The organism is Lentiprolixibacter aurantiacus, from assembly GCF_026241225.1.
GTDB classification, from domain to species: domain Bacteria; phylum Bacteroidota; class Bacteroidia; order Flavobacteriales; family Flavobacteriaceae; genus Lentiprolixibacter; species Lentiprolixibacter aurantiacus.
Genome location: NZ_JAPFQP010000001.1, coordinates 593,234 through 614,351 on the forward strand (window position 1 = coordinate 593,234; position 21,118 = coordinate 614,351).

A 21,118-nucleotide genomic window follows, 5' to 3' on the forward strand; every position below is an offset into this window, starting at 1 on the left:
TTTGCCCTCCTGTTGAATTTGCTGGAAATAGAAAATGAAACACATTCGCAACTTCTGTATCATCGCCCACATTGACCACGGTAAAAGTACTCTGGCAGACCGGTTACTGGATTTCACCGGATCGGTTACGGAACGGGAGAAGAAAGAGCAGTTGCTGGACAACATGGACCTGGAGCGTGAGCGCGGTATTACCATTAAGAGCCATGCCATCCAGATGGAGTACACATACAAGGGTGAAAAATACGTCCTGAACCTCATTGACACCCCCGGCCATGTTGATTTTTCATATGAAGTTTCGAGGTCTATTGCTGCATGTGAAGGAGCTCTGCTTGTTGTGGATGCTGCCCAAAGCATACAGGCACAGACCATTTCCAACCTCTACCTGGCCCTGGAGAATGATCTGGAGATCATTCCTGTGCTCAACAAGGTAGACCTTCCAAGCGCTAATCCGGAAGAAGTTACAGACGACATTGTAGATCTGTTGGGTTGCGACCCCGGGGAAGTAATACCGGCCAGTGCAAAGACAGGTATAGGTATTGAAGAAATCCTCCAGGCTATTATTGAGCGTATCCCTGCCCCAAAGGGAGATCCAGATGCTCCGCTGCAGGCCCTGGTTTTTGATTCCGTATACAATCCCTTCCGCGGGGTTGAAACCTATTTCCGGGTGGTTAACGGGGAAATACGCAAAGGCCAGCAGATCAAATTCTTTGCTACGGGCAAGAGCTATTTCGCTGATGAAATCGGCACCCTGAAGCTACAGCAGCATCCCAAACAGAGGATCGGCACAGGGGATGTAGGTTACCTTATCACTGGGATCAAGGATGCCCGGGAAGTAAAAGTGGGGGATACTATTACGGACAGCAAAAATCCTACAGACAAGGCCATTGCCGGCTTTGAAGATGTAAAACCCATGGTTTTTGCCGGGATCTATCCGGTAGACACCGAAGATTTTGAAGAACTCCGGTCCTCCATGGAGAAGCTTCAGTTAAATGATGCCTCCCTGGTATTTACGCCGGAAAGCAGCGCCGCTCTAGGTTTTGGATTCCGTTGCGGCTTCCTGGGGATGCTACATATGGAGATCATTCAGGAGCGATTGGAGCGGGAATTTGATATGACCGTAATCACTACGGTCCCCAATGTTAGCTATCACGCCTATTCGACTAAAGATCCGGATGTTCCCATCATTGTAAACAACCCTTCGGACCTGCCAGACCCTTCCACCATAGACCGGGTGGAGGAGCCCTATATCAAAGCCACCATTATCACCAAGTCCGATTTTGTTGGGAACGTGATGTCGCTTTGCATAGAAAAACGCGGACAGATCACCAACCAGACCTACCTCACCACAGAGCGGGTAGAGCTGAATTTTGACATGCCGCTGGCAGAGATTGTTTTTGACTTTTATGATCGCCTTAAAACTGTATCCAAGGGCTATGCTTCCTTTGATTACAGTCCGATCGGCATGCGGGTTTCCAAACTGGTACGTGTAGACATTTTACTGAATGCACAGAACGTGGATGCCCTATCAGCATTGGTGCATTTTGACAATGCATACCACATCGGGAAGAAGATGTGTGAAAAGCTTAAGGAGCTTATCCCGAGGCAGCAATTTGATATCCCCATACAGGCTGCCATCGGTTCCAAGATTATTGCACGGGAGACCATCAAGGCACTTCGCAAGGATGTTACTGCCAAATGTTACGGTGGAGATATCACGCGTAAGCGTAAACTGCTGGAAAAACAAAAGAAGGGTAAAAAACGTATGCGCCAGGTTGGTAATGTGGAAATACCACAGCAGGCCTTTATGGCTGTACTGCGCCTCAATGATTAAGGCTGCCTAAACCAATTCCTCTTCTATATCGAAAATCTTGCCTAGGTAAACCAGTTTGGATCCCTCCGGGATGGAGGTAACCTTGTCCTTTACCGAAGAAATGATATCCAGGTTGCCGTCCGGGTATTTGACAAATAAGGGGATTACCTCATCGTCTGTCTGTGCTTTGCCTATAAGCTGTGCCAGTTGCTCGTTATTTTTCAGGATCAGTTCATGGATGGCAGGATACTTCAAAACGGCCTCCGTCATTTTGATGAAATCATCAGTTTTGGAGAACAAACCCTCTTCAGGCATCTTGTCGGGATCATTCAGTTCCTCCGGGCTAACAAGTCGGAACGATCCATTCTCTCCAAATTCCTCACCCAGTTTTTTTATGGCGTAGGCATTGATTTCAGCATTGCCTGTCATGGCCAGCAGGAAGCCTACATCGTTCAGTTCAATATTGTCCGTAAGGCTGTCCGAATAAATATTGGCCGTCATAGCCTCGAGGCCCAGTTTTTTTGCGTGCTCAATATTCGCCGGGTTGTTGTCTATCAGCACCACATGGCGGTTGTTGTTTTTGAGGTAATTTGCAATTAAACGGCTCGCCTTGGAAGCTCCGACGATCAGAATACCTTCTGAATTTTTGAGGAACACCCCAACCATCTTGGCAAAAAGTCTGGCAGTAGTGGCATTAAGCAATACGGTTCCAAGCACGATCATAAAAACTAGGGGCGTAATATACTCGGCTCCCGGCTCTCCTTTTACAATTAGCTTGGAGCCAAAAAGGGAAGCGATACCTGCGGCCACAATCCCCCTGGGGCCCACCCAGCCAATGAACATTTTTTCATTGAGTTTTAGCTTGGACCCCCGGGTGCTCAGGAACACCCCCAATGGCCTTACCAAAAAGACAATCACCGCAAACAATATGGCAGTATTCCAGTTGTAGATCAACTCCAGGTCACTGATGTTAATATTGGCTGCCAGCAATATGAATAAGATGGAAATCAGCAAAACACTCAGGGATTCCTTGAAATAGAGCAGCTCTTTGATATTGGGCAGGTTGAGGTTACCCATCACCATTCCCATGACCACTACGGCGAGTAAGCCGGATTCGTGGGCGAATATATCGGACTCTACAAAAACCAGAAGCACTACGGAGAGGGAAACCACATTTAAGAGGTAATGGGGAATGAAATTCCTTTTGATCGCAAAGGCCAGGGCATGGGCAAAGGTAAACCCGAAGGTGGATCCAAATAACAGGATCTTCCCGAATTCTATCATGGCCGTTTTGGTGTAGGCCTGCCCTTCCCCAACGCTGATGAACTCAAAAACCAGAACCGCAACCAGAGCGCCTATCGGATCTATGAGGATCCCCTCCCATTTGAGTACGGCTGAGATATCTTTTTTCAGAGGGATATTCCGGAGGATAGGTGTAATTACGGTTGGTCCTGTCACGATGATCAATGCAGAGAACAAAAAAGAAATTTGCCAGGAAAGGTCAAAAATATAGTGGGCTGCCAACCCGGCCACAATAAATGTCACCAGGGTCCCTACGGTAATTAGCTTGGTGATCACCGGCCCCACATTGGCGATCTCCGACCGCTTTAAGGTGAGTCCCCCTTCAAAAAGGATGATGCTGATGGCCAGGGACACAAAATAATAGAGTCCTTCCCCGGGGAAAAGGCCGTTTGTTCCATTCCAGACGGGTTCAATAAGCTTGCTGCCATCTTCAGTAAATAGAGTGGCAATAGGACCTACCAGAAGCCCTACAAGGATCAAAGGCAGGATGGCGGGCAGTTTAAACCGCCACGCAAGCCACTGTGCGCAAATTCCTAAAATGATGATCCCTGCCAGTTCTAACATAATTCCTTCTCTCCGGGTGCTAGGGCAATGAAAGCCACAAACACCGTAAAACGAATGGGGAAAATAGCATTTTTATTCGAAAACCAGGCAGGGGCACGGATTTTTGAATATAAACTTAAGCTTCGAGCCTGTGTTTATGATCCTGACCGTAGAACTGCCCCTGAAACGCCTATGCCTCGGGCAGAAATCCTAAAAATACCTAAACAATACCCCTGATCCGGTGACCTTTTCTTATTTTGCGGCATTTTGATGCCGAGCGCGTGAAACTATACGTTGTAGAATGTGGAAATTTTAAGCTGGATGGAGGGGCCATGTTTGGTGTGGTTCCTAAAACCCTGTGGAGCAGGACCAATCCGGCAGATGACAATAACCTGATTGACATGGCTGCCCGTTGCCTTCTGATAGAAGACGGAAACCGTTTGATCCTAATCGACAACGGTATGGGCGACAAACAATCGGAAAAGTTCTTTGGCTACTATTATCTCTGGGGAGACCACTCCCTGGATGGATCCCTGGCCAAACACGGGTTTCACCGCGATGATATTACCGACGTATTCCTTACCCATCTTCATTTTGACCATTGCGGAGGAAGCATCCGATGGAACAGCAAGCGCGATGGCTATGAACCCGCTTTTAAGAATGCCGTTTACTGGAGCAATAAAGCCCACTGGAACTGGGCGGTTTACCCCAATCCAAGGGAAAAAGCCTCTTTTTTAAAGGAAAACATCCTGCCCATTCAGGAAAGCGGCCAGCTGCAGTTCATAGACTCCCGAGGGAAGTCTTTTCTCAATGAATCGGCGCTTGGGTTCGGGATCCTGATGGTAGATGGGCACACGGAAAAACAGATGATACCCCATATTTCCTATCAGGGAAAAACCCTGGTGTTTATGGCAGACCTGTTACCTACTACCGGGCACATTCCGCTTCCATACGTAATGGGATATGACACCCGCCCTTTGCTTACTCTGGGGGAGAAAAAGGAGTTTTTGGACAAGGCGGTGGCCAACGACTACTACCTCTTCCTGGAACACGATGCCGTAACTGAAGTCTGTACCCTGAAGCATACTGAAAAAGGGGTAAGGCTAAATAACACCTATAGCTTTGATGAAGTTTTTTCCTAAACCTATGCTCCTTTTGGTAATACTACTTTTCGGGGCTTGTCAAACCAATTCCCGAACAAGCTGGGATTTTACAACTGAAAATGTCTTCACTCCGGGCATTGAGGGTCCTGCAGTTAATAGCGAGAGACTGTTGTTTGCTGTTAATTTTGAAAAGGAAGGCACAATAGGGGTGGTTGATGAAACTGGCGAAGGCAAGGTATTCCTTGAGCTGCCGGAAGGAAGTATTGGAAATGGCATACGCTTTGATTCTGATGGTAATATGTTTATTGCGGATTATGCAGGCCATAAGGTGTATCGCGTAGCAAGGGGTTCTGACATCCCCGAGGTCTGGGCAGAAGAAGCCAATATGAATCAGCCTAACGACCTGACCCTTGGGAGACAGGGGCAGATTTACCTTTCAGATCCCGACTGGAGCATCAATACGGGTAAAATTTGGATGGTCGATCAGCAGAGAAATGTTGTATTGTTGGAGGATAAGATGGGAACTACAAACGGAATTGAACTTAGCCCTGATGGCAATATCCTGTATGTTAACGAATCTATACAGCGAAAGGTTTGGAAATACGATATCCTCCCGGGGGGGGCTATCGGCAATAAGGAACTGCTCATTTCGTTTAAAGACTTTGGGCTGGACGGTATGCGCTGTGACGAAAAGGGAAATTTGTACATTACGCGCTTCGAAAAAGGGACCGTGGTAGTGGTTTCTCCTGAAGGTAAAATTCTGGATGAAATAGAATTAAAAGGAAAAAAGCCCTCCAACATCACTTTTGGTGGTGAGGATTGGCAAACCTGCTATGTAACTATGGCAGACCGGGGTTGTGTGGAAGCTTTCCGTGCACTTTACCCCAGAAGATCAAATTGAGATTAACTAAAATTGAATATATGATTACAAAAAGTGGAGTTGGTTTTGCTGGCTTGATCATGGGAGCCATACTGCTGATGGGATGCGGGGCAACACAATTGGTGTCTACGCCAATTGAAAACATAGACCGAATACCCCTGAAAGTTGCTGAATTGACAGAAGAGGAAAAGAAAACCTGGGGTCATGCTGATTTGCTTACCGATACCATCCCCGGTATGAGTGTAGACAAAGCCTATAAGGAAATCATTGGTAACCGCAAGGGTAAAACAGTGATCGTAGCTGTCCTGGATTCTGGAATAGACCTGAATCACGAAGACCTTGACGGCGTACTATGGACCAACAGCGATGAAAAACCTGGGAACGGCAAAGATGACGATGGGAACGGCTACATTGATGATGTTCATGGCTACAATTTCCTGGGCACTTCATACAACGAACAACTGGAATATGCTCGCATTGTTCGTCTGGGAATAGGAAGTGATGAATACCAGGCAAAAGCCAGGGCTATGGTCGATTCAGAATATCCTGAAATGCTCCAGAATAAGCAGCGTTATGAGCAGATCCTGCAGGTGGTTAAAAGTTCGGACGAGGCCATTAAAAAACACCTGGGCAAAGACAGTTACACTAAAAACGACGTAAACGAAATCAAAACTGACGATCAGACCCTTGCGCAGCAGGTATCTGTGATTCAGCAAATGTACGCCTATGCCGAAAGCATCCCGGAAGTAATGGAGGAGCTCAATGAAGGCATTAAATACTTTTCAGAACATGTGAATTATTACCTCAATGTGGATTTCAATGGGCGGGAAGAAGTAGGCGATAATCCGTACGAACTGAATGATGTTGGATACGGCAATGGCAACCCTATGAATCTTGTGCCTGATGAAGATCACGGTACGCATGTAGCCGGGATTATTGCTGCGGAACGCAACAACGGACTGGGTGTAGATGGTGTGGCAAACAATGTGCAGATAATGAGCGTTCGTGCTGTGCCTAATGGGGATGAATACGACAAAGACATCGCCCTGGGTATTCGCTACGCGGTAGACAACGGCGCACAAATCATCAATTGTAGTTTTGGAAAGTCCTTTTCTCCAAATCCGGAATGGGTTTATGATGCCCTTAAATATGCGGCATCTAAGGATGTGCTTATCGTACATGCCGCTGGTAATGACGGACTTGATCTGGATTCTCCGGAAAACCCGAATTTTCCCAACGACCAGATTGGCACAGACCCTGAAATGGTAGACAACGTTATTACCGTAGGCTCTCTGGACAGCAGTTATGGTTCTGAAATGGTTTCCGGATTCTCCAATTACGGAAAAAGCAATGTGGATGTGTTTGCTCCAGGCGGAGCCATTTACTCCACTGTTCCGGGCAGTACTTATAAATTCATGGGTGGCACTTCTATGGCTGCACCAGGAGTAAGTGGTATTGCGGCCCTGATTCGTTCCTATTATCCCAAACTAACAGCTCCGGAAGTAAAAAAGATTTTAATCGATTCTGGCCTTAGTGCCACGGCTTCTGTTGTTGTGGCCGGAGATTCGGATAACACCAAGCCTTTTAATGCAATTAGCAAATCCGGAAAAATGGTGAATGCCTTCAATGCGCTGATCATGGCTAACAAAGTGGCGCAAGGCAAAATTAAACTCGCAAAATGATAAAAAATATGATGAGGTTTCTCCTGATCCTGCTCGTTTTGGCAGGGGTCTTTTCACTTCAGGGACAGGAAAACGGATACTGGCAACAGCATGTAGACTATCAGATGGATGTTACCGTAGATGTTGATGACTTTACATTCTCCGGTACCCAAAAGCTAACCTATACAAACAATTCTCCCGAAACCCTGAAACGGGTATTTTACCACATGTACTTCAATGCTTTCCAGCCGGGAAGCGAAATGGATATGCGACTTCAGCAAATTGAAGATCCGGACAGACGAATGGTCACTGATGGAGAAAGCCGTATTGCAGACCTGAAGCCAGATGAAATTGGCTACATGCGCGCCACTTCATTGCTCCAGGACAGTAAAGCAGTTTCCTATCAGCTTGAAGGAACCATCCTGGAAGTAGAGCTGGCAGAGCCCATTCCTGCCGGGGGTAGCACCCAATTGGATATGACTTTCGAGGGACAGGTACCGCTTCAGATCCGCCGCTCAGGGCGTAATAACCGGGAGGGTGTAGCCCTTTCCATGAGCCAGTGGTATCCCAAAATGGCAGAGTACGATTTTGAGGGCTGGCATGCCCACCCCTATATAGCCCGTGAATTCCATGGTGTGTGGGGGGATTTTGATGTAAAGCTTACTATAGACAAGCGCTATGTTGTGGGGGGGACAGGTTACCTGCAAAACCCACAGGAAATTGGTCATGGATACCAGGCCCCTGGCACCAAAGTTCCCAGGGTAAAAGGAAAGACCCTCACCTGGCATTTTAAAGCACCCAATGTGCACGACTTTATGTGGGCTGCCGATCCCGATTATATCCATGACACTCTGGAAATGGAAAATGGGCCTGACCTGCATTTCTTTTACAAGAACAAGGAGGAAATCATTGACAACTGGAAAAAGCTTCAGCCGAAAACTGCTGAAGCCATGACTTTCTTCAACAAAAATGTAGGCCCTTATCCGTATAAGCAATATTCGGTTATTCAGGGGGGAGATGGCGGCATGGAATACGCCATGAGCACACTGGTGACCGGAGAGCGAAGCTTCAACAGCCTCGTTGGGGTAATGGTACACGAACTGGCCCATTCCTGGTTTCAGCATGTGTTGGCTACCAATGAATCCAAACACGCCTGGATGGACGAAGGATTTACTTCTTTTATCTCCAGCCTGTGCATGAACAGCATCATGGATCAACAAAATGAAAATCCATTTGCCGGTTCCTACGACGGGTATTACAGACTGGTTGGATCGGGGAAAGAACAGCCGCAAACTACCCATTCTGACCGTTATGAATACAATGCAGCCTATGGGGCTTCAGCCTACAGCAAAGGTGCCGTGTTCCTGGCGCAGCTGGGATATGTGATCGGACAGGATAAACTAATGCAAACCCTGAGGGAATACTACAGGCTGTTCCAGTTTAAGCATCCAACCCCTAATGACATCATTCGCACAGCTGAAAAGCTAACGGATCTCCACCTTGGTTGGTATCTCATGGATTGGACCCAAACCACCAATACCATAGATTACGGCATTAAGGAAGTAACCGGTAATGAAGAGTCAACCCAGATAGTGCTGGAAAGAATAGGGCTTATGCCCATGCCTCAGGATATCCTGGTGGTCTATGAAGACGGCAGCAGGGAGACTTTTTACGCCCCTCTGCGTATGATGCGTGGCGAAAAGGGAAATCCATACCCGGCTATTTCACGAACGGTTTTACCAGATTGGCCCTGGGCAATGCCTACTTATACGTTTACGGTAAACAAGCCTTTGAGCAATGTACGGGCTATCCTGCTAGATCCTTCTCAGTTGATGGCAGACATAAATCCGGATAACAACCTCTGGCAGCGGCCTTAAATAAAGGCCTAAATTGAGTTAGCCTACTTGTACCAGCTGGTTTTCTCGTACATGCTGTTTTTTGCAGCACGCTCCCGATTATAGAGGACCATATGTGTCCTGTCTATAACACGTTCCCGGTAACCCAGCAGGTGGAAAAACGGCTTGCTAAAGAACCGCGCCACCTTGAGGTTAACCATAAGGGATTCTGATCTTTCGGAAACCCGATTGATCCCGGGGAGCCACGTAAGGAAATTGTCGAACCGGATATGCCTGAGGAAGGCTGAAAAACGCAGGGCCCATTTGGGGATTTTTCGGATCAGGAAAAATCCTTCCTCGCCCTGGTCCTGGTATAGTGGCATAAAAAGAATGGTGTCTTTCTCCGCGCTGATTATCTCCCCGTTATGTCTGGCAAACCGCGTTCCTTTCTCCAGGTGCTCAAAGCTCTGTGCCCCCAAAATCATCTCAAATTTGTCTTCGGAAGTAATTTTGTGCCGATGGATTACTTCATAAAAATTGCGGTTACCCTGGGCTGATGCCTGTAGCTGACGGCATAATGCCTTCTTGTCTATCTCAGGATGTGGCTCCATAATCCCGGTGATCATCATCGTTAACCATGTAAAAGCAACACTGTTCGCCGCCGATTCTTCCTTAAAATGTTGCCCGGATTCAAAACCGATCGTAACATAGCCTTTTTCATTGATATAACTCAGCAGCGGGCCTTCCAGGTATTCTTCTATGCCCAGGATCACCGGAACAGGAAACAACCGGGCAAATTTCCGGTTGATCATTGCATCATTGATAGTAATAAAGGGCAGGGTCTGGCTGGAGGTAGTATGGTAATCGATAAAATAATAGGGAGGGGGTTTGGAATCTAATACCTCTTTAAGGAAGCGATATATCTCCTCCATTTCCTTTTCTTCATCTCGGCGTTCTTCCTGATGGTTATTCTTGAGGCCATCAATACCTTTTCGGGTCCACATGCGATTAAGGTCGAAAGACAGGAAACGTTTCTCCTGCTTAAGGGCCGGGATATTTCCTCGTATGCCATAAACCGTCCCCCGAATATCGATCCCCAGTTTATCGACTTCTGTAAATACCTGTTCAAGGGCCTGCACCCCGGAGGGTTCATTGCCGTGGATTCCTCCAAAAAAAATAACCGTTGGCCCGGACTCTTTCCCTTGCAGCTTCCCAATAATACGGGAAGTTTCCACTTCCATTTCTTTTACAGGGCTGTTGGCCATAATTCAGATGTCATTCGAAGTAATAATTCCTACCAGTCTTGTTCCGTTAACCACCGGCAGGCAGTGAATATTATTCTTTTCCATTAAGGATTTAGCTTCATCCAGGGGTGTATCAGCATTAACCGTGATCAGGTCTGTTTTCATCAAGGATCGGATGCTTTTTTTCAAATCTTCCGGCTTATCCAGGTAGTGCGAAACATCAGTCCAGCTCAACAATCCGGCCAATTCCAGATTATTGTCCAGAATGGGTGTGTGGTGGATATTTTTCCACTCCATCATTTTCAGGACAAGCTGAGCGCTGTCATTTTCCTGGGCAGACAAGATCTTTGTGGTCATAAAATCGCGAACCACGCGCTTCTTCTCTGGCACTTCGTATTCATCACCCCTGGGCAACTGCCAGGCATCCACTGTATATTTCTTTTCTTTACGCTCATGCATTGTGGCCACCAGAATCTTCAAAGCGTCCGGAACGGAATGGTGCTTCACTAATTTACGGTAGGCCTCAACCATCCACCTTGAACCATTATTGGACCGTGTCCTTTTTTCAATGATGGACAAATAGTGTTCCGCATCCCTTGGTGATACCCCCATGCTGTATAGACCCCTGAAGGCCATTGGCAACAAGTGATCCAAAAGCAGGTCGTGACTGCTGATCAATTCGCCATTCCAGTAGAATTGTGCCGCCATTCCATAGCGGGCGGCATTGAAGAAGTTTCCTTTTACATCCTTGAAGTTCATCACCTTGTGGACCTCCTCGAATTCTTTGGGCCGGCCCCGCATAAGACCTACCCACAGCATCATATTGGCAATTTCATCATCAGTTGTGGGGCCTGAAGGCAGGTAGCGATTTTCTATCCGGAGGTGTGGCTTACCATCCGCCACCCCGTAACATACCCGATTCCATTTGTAGATGGTTCCATTATGCAATTGCAGCGCCCTGAGCCTGGGTGTTTTGCCAGATTCCAATTCGGTAAGGCTATCGCTCTCGAAGTCTGTGCTTATCAGGCTCCGGAATTGAATAACGGCATCTTTAAAGAAGTCTGCTGCCGAACAGCAAACCCAGTCCGTGCCAAAACTTACCCTGGATTCCTTCTCATTCAGTATGAAAGTGCTGGCGCGGGTATCCACACTTTGGGTAAATAGTGCAATTCTGGTTTCCTCCCATAATTCTTTGCCGAGGAGTAAAGGAGAATTGGTGCATACAGAGAGAACAGGGCCAGCAATGGCTTGTGCCCAGTTATAAGAGTTGGCAAAATCATCCGGATCAATTTGCAGATGGCACTGGAAGCTGGTATTGCATCCTTCGTACAGAATAGTGTCATGATGCAGGTTCACCTCATCAACCCCTTTGATGTGGAGTTCAATATCTTCCTTTCGAATTGATTTTATGGCATCATTTAAAACACGGTATCTCTGCATGGGTGTCATATAGTCCATGCCTAAAAACGGAGTGTCTATAGTAGGAAGGATGCCTGTAAGTATAATTCTGTCTCCAACCTTATCGGCCGCTTCCTTTGCTTTTAGCAACAACCTGTCCAGTTGCTCATGCAACTTTGAAAAGCAATCCCCTTCCAGTAGATATGGATCCAGGTTTATTTCCAGATTGTAACGGGTAAGCTCGTTGGTAAAGTGATCATCATTAATTTCCTCCAGAACCTTTTCGGCTTTGTTTGAAGGGTTCCAGGATTCATCTGCGAGGCAAAATTCCTGTTCCGCCCCAATCCGTATAGGGCTGTTTTCAAACATGCCCATTTTCAGCATTTTGTCCAGAGCTTCAATGTCTGCCACCAGCTGGTCAATATATTCTATCTTGTCCGATGAGCCGGAAAGCTTTTTTACATTCAGTTCTCCCATAAAACGCCGCGTTTAATGCAAATAATCAGAAATATATAGGTATGCAAGGTAAAATCCTATTCCGGCACTAAATATGATAATTGTCAGGCAAAGCAGCGCTCAAATAATTTATACTTTTGAACACTATGGCTTTTTCCTTTCCCAAAAAAGAAAGACTCAGCAGTAAAAAATTGATTGAGCAAGTATTTCAGGAGGGTTCAAACTTGAAGCAATTTCCCCTGAAGTTGATTTATCTTGAAACCAGCTTGCCTGAGAATGTAAAGTGCCAGGCTGCAATGGCTGTGCCTAAGAAGAGAATCCGCCTTGCGGTTAAGCGAAACCGGATCAAGCGGCTCATGCGGGAGGCCTATCGTATCAACAAGGGGCCCATATTTAACAAGATGGAGGGAAACTATGCCTTGCTATTTTTATATCTTGGAAAAGAAAGCCCGGATTACCGGCAGGTAGAAAAGGCGATGAAGGATTTGTTATTGCGATTTTTAAAAGAGATACATGATGAGAGTAAAGATGCCTAAGCGTATTGTTGTGCCTATTCTGGCGATTGCACTGGTGATAGTGGGAAGCAGTTTTAAATCTGACTACTTCGAGATTGCCAAGCAGATTGAGATATTCACCACCCTGTTCAAAGAGCTGAACATGAATTACGTGGATGATACAAACCCCGGTGAATTAATGGACACGGCTATTAAAAACATGCTGGACGACCTTGATCCATACACCCGCTTCCTCAACGAACAGGATGTAGAAGCCTATAAAATCAATAATTCCGGTGAATATTCGGGTATAGGGGCCATGGTTCGTTCCTATGAAAACAAGTTGCTCGTCATTGAACCTTACCAGGGGTATGCTGCGGATAAGGCCGGACTTAAGGCCGGGGATGAAATTATTAATATTGGGGGGATTGCAGTCTCCGATTTCAAGGATGATGCCACAGAGTTGCTCAAAGGGGCAAACAATACTTCTGTTGAAGTTACTTTTAAAAGGCAGGGAAAAACACAAAGTACTACTGTAACCCGGGAAGCCATTGAGATTGATGCGGTTCCCTTTTACAGCATGGCTGATGATAAAACAGGCTATATTGTCCTTACCCGTTTTAATGCGAAAGCGAGCGAACAAACCAAAAGTGCCCTCCTCGACCTGAAAAGCCAGGGTATGGAAAGGTTAATCCTGGATCTGCGAGGCAACCCCGGCGGTTTGCTTAGTGAAGCTATAAAAATTACGAACCTGTTTGTTCCCAAAGGGGAACTGATCGTTACGACCAAATCCAAAGTGAAGAAGTTCAACAGGGAATACCGAACCCGGAATAACCCGGTGGAAGTAGACATTCCTCTGGTTGTACTGGTCGATGGAGGAAGTGCATCAGCCAGTGAGATTGTTTCAGGTGGTTTGCAAGACCTGGACAGGGCTGTTGTTGTGGGTGCCCGTAGTTTTGGAAAAGGCCTGGTGCAAAGACCCCTTAAGCTCACTTATGGGACCCAGCTCAAGGTTACCATATCCAGGTATTACACCCCGTCCGGGAGATGTATCCAGGCCCTTGACTACTGGAACCGGGATGAACAGGGAAAAGCAACCCGCAATACGAAATTCCAGGATTTCACCACACGCAATGGCAGGAAAGTACAGGACGGGGGTGGTGTTATGCCCGACATTGAAATACCCGAATTAAAAAGCAATGCGCTTACCAAGGCCTTGCAAAACAACAACCTGGTGTTTGACTATGCTACCCAATATTATTACCAGAATACGATAGATGAGCTTGAAGGCTTCAGCTTTTCTGATGCTGACTTCAATGCCTTCAAGAAACACGTTCAGGAAAGCGATTTCAACTTTGAAACCAAAACTGAAAAAGCCTTGCGGGAAGCAATAGAAGGAGAAGATACCGCTCTGCTGGGAGATGAAATGACTGATCGCTATCAGGAACTGATGCAACAGATAAAGCTTGAGAAGATCAGAGCAATTGACCGGTATCAGGAAGAGATCCGGAAAAGCCTTGAAGATGAAATCATCAAAAGATACTTTTATCGCGATGGCCTCTACCGGTATTACCTCAATACCGACAAGGCCGTTAAAGAGGCGGTCTCCATCCTGAAGGATACCAAAGGATATACCTCAATTCTCAATTAATTGCTGGTTGTGAAGCCTGCCCTTATCCAGCCCCAGCCAGCAGCTTTTTCCTGTGTCATTATCTGGCGGCTGACCTTTGCGTTATTGGGATTGTTGGTGCTGGGTTCCTGTAAGAATGCATCAGGGGAAGCCGATGTCTCGGAAGCAACACTAACAGAAAGCCCTTTTTTGGTAGTATTAGGCACCGTGCAGGATGCGGGGCTGCCACAACTGGGGTGTGAGAAAAGCTGTTGCTCTAAATACGCGGGAATCAAAGATCCAGACAAAAACGTGGTGTCCCTGGGGCTTGTTGATGCCATTGCAGAACAAAGTTTTCTTTTTGAAGCCACTCCAGATATTGTCAGGCAGCTTGAAATCATCAAAGAGTATGTCCCTTATCCGGATTTTGACTTGCCCGGAGGTGTATTCCTTAGCCATGCGCACATGGGCCATTATACAGGACTGATGCAGCTGGGGAGGGAGGCTCGTAATACCCGCAACATCCCGGTTTACGCCATGCCAAAAATGGCAGGTTTTCTTAAGGAAAATGGTCCGTGGGACCAATTGGTTTCCCTGGGGAATATTGAATTAAAAGGCATTCAGCACCAATCGGTAATTAATTTGACCCATCAGCTTTCTGTAATGCCATTGCTGGTGCCACACCGCGATGAGTATTCTGAAACCGTTGGCTTTGTTATCAGCGGACCCAATAAAAAAGCATTGTTTATTCCAGATATAGATAAATGGCAACACTGGGAAATGGATATTGTTGAGCTCATCAGGAAGGTAGATTACGCTTTCCTGGATGCTACTTTTTATGACGGAAATGAATTAAACAACAGGGACATGAGCGAGATTCCACATCCATTTGTGGTAGAGAGCATGAATCGCTTCAAGAGGCTTCCGGAAGAAGAAAAAGCGAAGGTGTATTTTATTCACTTTAACCATACCAATCCGCTTTTGGATCCCCTGAGTACTGCTTATCAAAAAGTCCGGCAGGCCGGATACCAAATCGCCGAAACACATCAAACCTTCCCTATGTAATGCAAGCCGAAATAAAGGAAAAACTCCAGGTTGTATTAGGGGCGCCAATCATAAGGACGAGATCTGTTTCCGGCGGAGATATCGCGGAGGCTTACCTCCTCGAAACTTCGACGGAAAGGCTCTTCTGCAAATTTATGCAGGGCACGAATGCGTTGGAAATGCTGCTTGCAGAAATGACTGGGCTTCAACAGATCCGCAATACGGGGATAATAAAAGCTCCGGAGGTTTATTTCTGTGAGGACTTTGGCGTTAAGGTTTGCCTGGGCATGGAGTTTATAGAATCTAAAAGCCCTTCACCAGGGGAAATGGAAACGCTGGGTGAACAACTGGCGATCATGCATAAAACCACATCGGAAAAGTTCGGATATCACTCTGATAATTTTATTGGAAGTTTGCCACAATCCAACAGTGAGCATTCTTCCTGGATTTCATTTTACGTGCAGGAACGGCTCGTGCCTCAGATGCAAATGGCTGCTTCCCGCAACTTAATAAGCAAAGGTGAAATTCCAGAAGCCGGGCGGATGATTGAGACCTTGTCGTCATACTTCAAAGATCTAATTCCAGCTTTGTTGCATGGCGATCTCTGGAGCGGTAATTACCTGATCTCTACAGCGGGAGAACCTTATTTAATAGATCCGGCCGTTTACTATGGCGACCCGGCAGTGGATTTGGCCATGACCCGGCTTTTTGGGGGTTTTGGATCGGGGTTTTATCATGCTTATAATGAAAACTCCGGGGACATAGAAAATGAAGAAGATAAAACCCGGTTATATCAACTTTATTATCTATTGGTTCACCTCAACCTGTTTGGTAGATCATATTATAGCAGTGTGAAAAATATCATGGAGCAATATTTCTGATGAACCTCCAAAACCGCTCCATTAGAAGCTGAACTTTCCTTTAAATATCCTAACTTAAAGCCCATGGAGAAAATACGTGTGCTGGTTGTGGGCTGTGGAAACATGGGGACAAGCCATGCACGGGCCTATGAAGAACTCGAAGGTTTTGAAATAGTGGGACTGGTGAGCCGGAAGCCCGAAAGCCGGGAAAAACTATCTGGGGAATTGGGGGGTAAGCCCTCCTTTGGGGATTTTGAAACAGCACTGAAGGCCACTAAACCCCATGCTGTATCCATCAACACCTATCCTGACACCCATGCGCAATATGTTGAAACAGCATTAATGTTTAATGCCCATGTTTTTGTAGAAAAGCCAATGGCCCTTACCGTGGAACAATCAGAAATGCTTGTTTCCCTGGCACAGGAGAAAGGTAAAAAATTGATGGTGGGTTACATTCTGAGGGTGCATCCGGCCTGGGCTAAATTCGTCTCCATTGCAAAGCAGATGGGATCTCCCCTGGTTATGAGAATGAACCTTAACCAGCAAAGCTCTGGTAAACAATGGTATACACATAAACAACTTATGAGGTCTATGTCGCCCATAATAGACTGTGGTGTCCATTATGTAGATATTATGTGTTTGATGACCGGTTCCGAGCCCCTGAGCGTAAGCGCCATTGGTGCCAGGCTTTCAGGAGAAATCCATGAAGACATGTACAATTACGGGCAGTTGCAGGTACGCTTCAAAGATGGATCAGTGGGCTGGTATGAAGCCGCCTGGGGGCCCATGGTTAGTGAAACGGCTTTTTTTGTCAAAGATGTGATGGGACCTAAAGGCTGTGTGTCTATAGTAGAAGAGGCAAAAGGGGGCTCAGATGATGTAGAAGGTCATACCAAAACGGGGGGCTTAAAAGTTCATTACAGTACCCTTGGTGAAAATGATAAGTTTTTGAAGGAAGATCATTTTGTAGACACTAGTGAGGAGCCCGAGCATGACGATCTTTGCCTTCTGGAACAGCAGGCCTTCCTGAAGGCTATACGGGAAGATGAGGATTTAAGTGATCACCTCAGGGACGCAATAAACAGCCTGAAAATTGTGCTTGCCGCAGATCAGTCCGTCAGAACGGGCAAAACCGTTTTTCTATAATCGTTCACTTTCAATGTCTTATGGGGCTGGATTTATTTAAACGCGCTGAAGCATTTTCCAATAGGGAGGCCCTGGTTTCTGAAGGGCGGTCCTATACCTATGCGAACTTGCTCCAGACCGCTTCCCAAATTGCAACATCGCTGCTGGAAGGACAAAATGACCTTAACGAAGCCAGGGTGGCTTTCCTGGTTTCCCCTTCATTTGAATATACGGCTGTGCAATGGGGTGTCTGGATGGCCGGTGGCATAGCCGTGCCCTTGTGCGAATTACATCCGCTTCCGTCAATGCAATATGTTCTGGATGATACTGCAGCCAGCGTCCTTATAGCCGGACCCGGATTTGAAAAAAAGTTGGCGTCATTAAACCGTACCAAAGGAACTGCTTTACTGCAATGGAATGAATTGGTAAAAGCTGTCCCGGGCAGACTTCCTGATATCCATCCCCGCAGGCGTGCAATGATCCTGTATACCAGCGGAACCACGAGTAAACCGAAAGGTGTGGTCAGTACCCACCAGATAATAGAATGCCAGATAACCACTCTGGTCAAGGCCTGGTGTTGGGAAAAAACAGATTATATCTTGAACGTCCTGCCTTTGCATCATGTACATGGAATTATCAATGTAATGAGTTGTGCTTTGTGGAGTGGCGCATGTTGTGAGTTTTTGGCGCGATTTGACTCTCAAAGGGTTTGGGAGATTATAAAATCGGGGAGGCTCACACTGTTTATGGCTGTTCCAACGGTCTATTTTAAGTTGATTAAATACTGGGCAGATCAACCACAAAAGGAACAAAATATACTTAGTATAGCTGCTTCTAAAATGCGATTAATGGTTTCCGGTTCTGCGGCATTGCCAGTAAGCGTTATGGAGAAATGGGAGCAGATTTCCAGGCATCTTCTCCTTGAACGCTATGGGATGACAGAGATTGGAATGGGGTTGTCTAACCCTTATAAGGGTGAGCGGAAATCAGGACATGTAGGCCTTCCCTTGCCTGGCGTACAACTGCGACTGGTAGATGAATCTGAAAATGAAGTTCCCAGGGGGCAGCAAGGAGAAATACAGGTAAAAGGGCCGTGCGTTTTTATGGAATACTGGAACAGGCCTGAAGCTACAAAAGACGCCTTTACCCCGGATGGCTGGTTTCGCACCGGAGACATTGCTGTCTGGAATGAAGGTTCCTATAAAATTTTAGGTCGGGACAGTGTCGATATTATAAAATCCGGTGGTTATAAAATATCAGCCCTGGAAATAGAAGAAGCCTTAAGAAAACACAGGGATGTTTCTGATTGTGCTGTTGTGGGTTTGCCTGATGAGGAGTGGGGAGAGCTGGTTGGTGCGCTGGTAGTAACTAAAATATGCAAATCTGCTGAGCAACTTCAGGAATACTTGAAAGCGACTATACCTGGATATAAAATTCCCAGGATCATCCATTTTACAAATGAACTACCCAGAAATGTTATTGGAAAAGTAACCAAAGCCGAAGTAAAAAAAATACTTATTTCTTCCTGAAGGGGTTAGTCTAGGTGGTTTTTACCATCAGTATATGGGGGATGCCGTCTTCGAGATACTCCTCCCCTACCGGAGTAAAACCAAGATCAGAGTAAAACTTTTTAAGGTAGGTCTGCGCAGAAAGCGCAATCTCCGAAGTATTGTAATTTTCATGTATCGTATCTATTGCAACCTTCATTAGTTGAATCCCTAAAGATTTACCGCGTTTAGATTCCTTCACCACCACCCTGCCAACACATGCGCTATCCATATAGGCTCCGGGAGGGAAAATACGGGTATAAGCAAAAAGGTTATCTCCTTCAATTCCCATCAAATGCAAGGCTATCTGGTCTTTTCCATCAACGTCCTGATAAGCGCAATCCTGTTCAACCACAAATACTTCACTCCTGAGCTGGAGCAGCTGGTACAATTCATGTGTTGAAAGCTCATCAAATGATTTAACAATGAAATCCATAGGTATCAGTCCTGAACTATCAGATGTTTGCTATCGCATTTACCAAACTCCGGCTGGATATTAACATGGTTAATGCCATATTTATGTACGACTTCTTCGATTCTATCCAGGATAATATCAAATTCAGAAAGACTTATATCGTCTGTAAAATCAATATGTGCCTCCAGGTGCACTTCCTCTTCATTTAATTGCCATATATGGACATGGTGGACATTCTTAATCCGTGGAAGCTGAGAAATTGCTGTTACAATCTGCTGTATTTCCACTGTTTGGGGGGTAAATAACATAAGAACCCTTGTGGAGGCCTTTAGCAGGTCGTAACCCATATAAATGAGGTAGATAGCGATCAGAACGGTGAGCAGCGGATCTATCCAGAAGAGCCCATAGAATTTCATCAGCAAACCTCCCACAAGTACCGCAACAGAAGCTAACATGTCTGTCAGCAAGTGCAGGTAGGCAGACCTCATGTTCATGTTGTGGTCTGAATCTTTCTTTAAAAGAAGGACACTGAAGCCGTTAGCCAGGATTCCCAGCAGTGACAACCAGATAACCAGGTTGTACCCTATGGGCTGCGGATCCATAAAACGTTCCACAGATTCAATTATAAGAAGGACTGCCACCACGATCAGGGTCGCAGAATTCACAAAGGCCGCAATAATTTCTGCCCGTTTATATCCAAAGGTTTTGTTAGTGGAGGCCTTTTTTTTAGACAAGACCGTGGCTATATAACTAACCAACAGAGAAAGTACATCACTGAAATTATGTAATGCATCTGATAAAAGTGCCAGGCTTCCGGAAATAATACCCCCGATAAACTGAGAAACAGTAATCAGAACATTCAGTAAAATTGAAATGATCAGGTTACGTCCCTTCAGGTCTCTATGGGAATGATTATGTCCGTTATGCTGATGCATGCTTAAACTAGGAACAGGGTATTTTTTCTACACGTCTTTCATGTCTGCCACCCTGGAAGGGTGTGTTAATGAAGGTCTGAACCATTTCCAGTGCCTGGTTGAGTGATATAAAACGAGCAGGAAGGCTAAGGATATTAGCGTCATTATGTTCTCTTGCGAGGGTTGTGATTTCTTTGTTCCAGCACAAAGCCGCACGTACTTTTTGGTGTTTGTTGGCTGTCATGGAAGCTCCATTTCCACTACCACAAATAATTATACCCAGATCTACTTTATTTTCCTCTACATCCCGGGCAACCGGATGGATGAAATCCGGGTAATCCACACTATCAGTGCCATCGGTTCCGTAATTTACCACAGAAATTTCCATAGACTTAAGCATGCCCACTATAGCCAGTTTGTATTCCGTTCCAGCGTGGTCGTTACCGATTGCAATTTTCATGACTGTAAGTTTTAGAGGTTTATACAAATTTACGAATAGATGCAGGAATTGTATACGAAGAGGGTGTTAAGATCTTATTTGATTATTTCCCCTGGAACTGTTGATATCCTGCTAATAACTCTTTACTATTATTTTTTTGTTATTTGAACAAAAAAGACACTGAATAAAAACTTCAGATTAAGCAAGTTTACTTTTTAAAAATTAGTCTGGAATAATCAACCGCATTCTTTGTATTATCAACAATATAAAACTAATTACTTATCAAAAATTTTATGTTAATACAAGGTATAATATATGGTTGAAAAAAGTAGTAAATAACTGAATTATAGAAACTAATGCATTAATAATTTGTCAATAACTGAAATGTATTTACTAAAACAAGTTTTTAGTTATCTTTTTTTCCATTGAATTAACAGCC

General features: G+C 45.6%; 17 protein-coding genes. 11 read left to right on the forward strand and 6 right to left on the reverse strand.

Going from position 1 to position 21,118, the window contains the following annotated elements; genetic code table 11:
* Positions 1–34 precede the first annotated feature (34 nt).
* A complete protein-coding gene (gene lepA, locus OO016_RS02630) occupies positions 35–1,831 on the forward strand; it encodes a translation elongation factor 4 (RefSeq protein ID WP_266010598.1) in 1,797 nt (598 codons plus the stop codon).
* 6 nt (positions 1,832–1,837) lie between these two features.
* Here the strand turns inward: lepA and OO016_RS02635 are convergent, their stop codons facing one another.
* Complete coding sequence (locus OO016_RS02635; protein WP_266010599.1) at positions 1,838–3,676, reverse strand: cation:proton antiporter; 1,839 nt, start codon at positions 3,674–3,676, stop codon at positions 1,838–1,840.
* A gap of 260 nt (positions 3,677–3,936) precedes the next feature.
* On the opposite strand from OO016_RS02635, the gene OO016_RS02640 reads away from it, so the two are divergent.
* From OO016_RS02640 to OO016_RS02655, 4 genes are read left to right on the forward strand one after another with little or no spacing between them, the layout of a single operon-like run.
* The gene (locus OO016_RS02640; RefSeq protein ID WP_266010601.1) at positions 3,937–4,797 is read left to right on the forward strand and encodes an MBL fold metallo-hydrolase; all 861 of its coding nucleotides are present in this window, start codon (positions 3,937–3,939) and stop codon (positions 4,795–4,797) included.
* A gap of 4 nt (positions 4,798–4,801) precedes the next feature.
* Positions 4,802–5,659: an SMP-30/gluconolactonase/LRE family protein gene (locus tag OO016_RS02645; protein ID WP_266010603.1), complete on the forward strand. Its 858-nt coding sequence runs from the start codon at positions 4,802–4,804 to the stop codon at positions 5,657–5,659.
* A gap of 20 nt (positions 5,660–5,679) precedes the next feature.
* Entirely contained in the window at positions 5,680–7,320 is a 1,641-nt protein-coding gene (locus tag OO016_RS02650) for a S8 family peptidase (RefSeq protein ID WP_266010604.1), read from the forward strand.
* Between the two features lie 11 nt (positions 7,321–7,331).
* On the forward strand, positions 7,332–9,176 hold the full coding sequence (locus OO016_RS02655) for a M1 family metallopeptidase (RefSeq protein ID WP_439649306.1): 1,845 nt from the start codon (positions 7,332–7,334) through the stop codon (positions 9,174–9,176).
* Positions 9,177–9,199: 23 nt separating this feature from the next.
* Here the strand turns inward: OO016_RS02655 and OO016_RS02660 are convergent, their stop codons facing one another.
* Positions 9,200–10,399, reverse strand: a complete 1,200-nt coding sequence (locus OO016_RS02660) for a succinylglutamate desuccinylase/aspartoacylase family protein (RefSeq protein ID WP_266010606.1) — start codon at positions 10,397–10,399, stop codon at positions 9,200–9,202.
* A 3-nt stretch (positions 10,400–10,402) separates the two neighbouring features.
* The gene (locus OO016_RS02665; RefSeq protein WP_266010607.1) at positions 10,403–12,253 is read right to left on the reverse strand and encodes a CBS domain-containing protein; all 1,851 of its coding nucleotides are present in this window, start codon (positions 12,251–12,253) and stop codon (positions 10,403–10,405) included.
* A gap of 125 nt (positions 12,254–12,378) precedes the next feature.
* Here OO016_RS02665 and rnpA point away from each other — a divergent pair, with 125 nt between their 5' ends.
* The 6 genes from rnpA (at position 12,379) to OO016_RS02695 (ending at position 18,893) form a co-directional block, all read left to right on the forward strand.
* Complete coding sequence (gene rnpA, locus OO016_RS02670) at positions 12,379–12,768, forward strand: ribonuclease P protein component (protein WP_266010609.1); 390 nt, start codon at positions 12,379–12,381, stop codon at positions 12,766–12,768.
* On the forward strand, positions 12,749–14,377 hold the full coding sequence (locus OO016_RS02675; protein ID WP_266011932.1) for a S41 family peptidase: 1,629 nt from the start codon (positions 12,749–12,751) through the stop codon (positions 14,375–14,377). The genes rnpA and OO016_RS02675 overlap by 20 nt, the downstream gene beginning before the upstream one ends.
* Before the next feature lie 9 nt (positions 14,378–14,386).
* Positions 14,387–15,400 carry an MBL fold metallo-hydrolase gene (locus tag OO016_RS02680; protein WP_266010612.1) on the forward strand — a complete coding sequence of 338 codons (1,014 nt, stop codon included), beginning with the start codon at positions 14,387–14,389 and terminating at the stop codon, positions 15,398–15,400.
* Entirely contained in the window at positions 15,400–16,260 is an 861-nt protein-coding gene (locus OO016_RS02685) for a fructosamine kinase family protein (protein WP_266010614.1), read from the forward strand. The genes OO016_RS02680 and OO016_RS02685 overlap by 1 nt, the downstream gene beginning before the upstream one ends.
* A 63-nt stretch (positions 16,261–16,323) precedes the next feature.
* Positions 16,324–17,385 (forward strand): Gfo/Idh/MocA family protein, encoded by a 1,062-nt coding sequence (locus tag OO016_RS02690; RefSeq protein WP_266010615.1) that lies wholly within the window; start codon positions 16,324–16,326, stop codon positions 17,383–17,385.
* A gap of 20 nt (positions 17,386–17,405) precedes the next feature.
* On the forward strand, positions 17,406–18,893 hold the full coding sequence (locus OO016_RS02695; protein WP_266010616.1) for an acyl-CoA synthetase: 1,488 nt from the start codon (positions 17,406–17,408) through the stop codon (positions 18,891–18,893).
* 10 nt (positions 18,894–18,903) lie between these two features.
* Here OO016_RS02695 and OO016_RS02700 read toward each other — a convergent pair whose 3' ends face one another.
* The 3 genes from OO016_RS02700 to rpiB are packed head-to-tail and all read right to left on the reverse strand — an operon-like array spanning position 18,904 to position 20,700.
* Entirely contained in the window at positions 18,904–19,347 is a 444-nt protein-coding gene (locus OO016_RS02700; RefSeq protein WP_266010617.1) for a GNAT family N-acetyltransferase, read from the reverse strand.
* Positions 19,348–19,352: 5 nt separating this feature from the next.
* Positions 19,353–20,261, reverse strand: a complete 909-nt coding sequence (locus OO016_RS02705; protein WP_266010618.1) for a cation diffusion facilitator family transporter — start codon at positions 20,259–20,261, stop codon at positions 19,353–19,355.
* Positions 20,262–20,268: 7 nt separating this feature from the next.
* The gene (rpiB, locus tag OO016_RS02710; protein ID WP_266010619.1) at positions 20,269–20,700 is read right to left on the reverse strand and encodes a ribose 5-phosphate isomerase B; all 432 of its coding nucleotides are present in this window, start codon (positions 20,698–20,700) and stop codon (positions 20,269–20,271) included.
* Between the last annotated feature and the right edge of the window lie 418 nt (positions 20,701–21,118).

Coding starts and splice junctions, on each gene's coding strand:
- OO016_RS02650 (WP_266010604.1), top strand. CDS start 5,680: ATGATTACAAAAAGTGGAGTTGGTTTTGCTGGCTTGATCATGGGAGCC.
- OO016_RS02690 (WP_266010615.1), top strand. CDS start 16,324: ATGGAGAAAATACGTGTGCTGGTTGTGGGCTGTGGAAACATGGGGACA.
- OO016_RS02635 (WP_266010599.1), bottom strand. CDS start 3,676: ATGTTAGAACTGGCAGGGATCATCATTTTAGGAATTTGCGCACAGTGG.
- OO016_RS02655 (WP_439649306.1), top strand. CDS start 7,332: ATGAGGTTTCTCCTGATCCTGCTCGTTTTGGCAGGGGTCTTTTCACTT.
- OO016_RS02705 (WP_266010618.1), bottom strand. CDS start 20,261: ATGCATCAGCATAACGGACATAATCATTCCCATAGAGACCTGAAGGGA.
- OO016_RS02660 (WP_266010606.1), bottom strand. CDS start 10,399: ATGGCCAACAGCCCTGTAAAAGAAATGGAAGTGGAAACTTCCCGTATT.
- OO016_RS02685 (WP_266010614.1), top strand. CDS start 15,400: ATGCAAGCCGAAATAAAGGAAAAACTCCAGGTTGTATTAGGGGCGCCA.
- OO016_RS02675 (WP_266011932.1), top strand. CDS start 12,749: ATGAGAGTAAAGATGCCTAAGCGTATTGTTGTGCCTATTCTGGCGATT.
- lepA (WP_266010598.1), top strand. CDS start 35: ATGAAACACATTCGCAACTTCTGTATCATCGCCCACATTGACCACGGT.
- rpiB (WP_266010619.1), bottom strand. CDS start 20,700: ATGAAAATTGCAATCGGTAACGACCACGCTGGAACGGAATACAAACTG.
- OO016_RS02695 (WP_266010616.1), top strand. CDS start 17,406: ATGGGGCTGGATTTATTTAAACGCGCTGAAGCATTTTCCAATAGGGAG.
- rnpA (WP_266010609.1), top strand. CDS start 12,379: ATGGCTTTTTCCTTTCCCAAAAAAGAAAGACTCAGCAGTAAAAAATTG.
- OO016_RS02645 (WP_266010603.1), top strand. CDS start 4,802: ATGCTCCTTTTGGTAATACTACTTTTCGGGGCTTGTCAAACCAATTCC.
- OO016_RS02700 (WP_266010617.1), bottom strand. CDS start 19,347: ATGGATTTCATTGTTAAATCATTTGATGAGCTTTCAACACATGAATTG.
- OO016_RS02665 (WP_266010607.1), bottom strand. CDS start 12,253: ATGGGAGAACTGAATGTAAAAAAGCTTTCCGGCTCATCGGACAAGATA.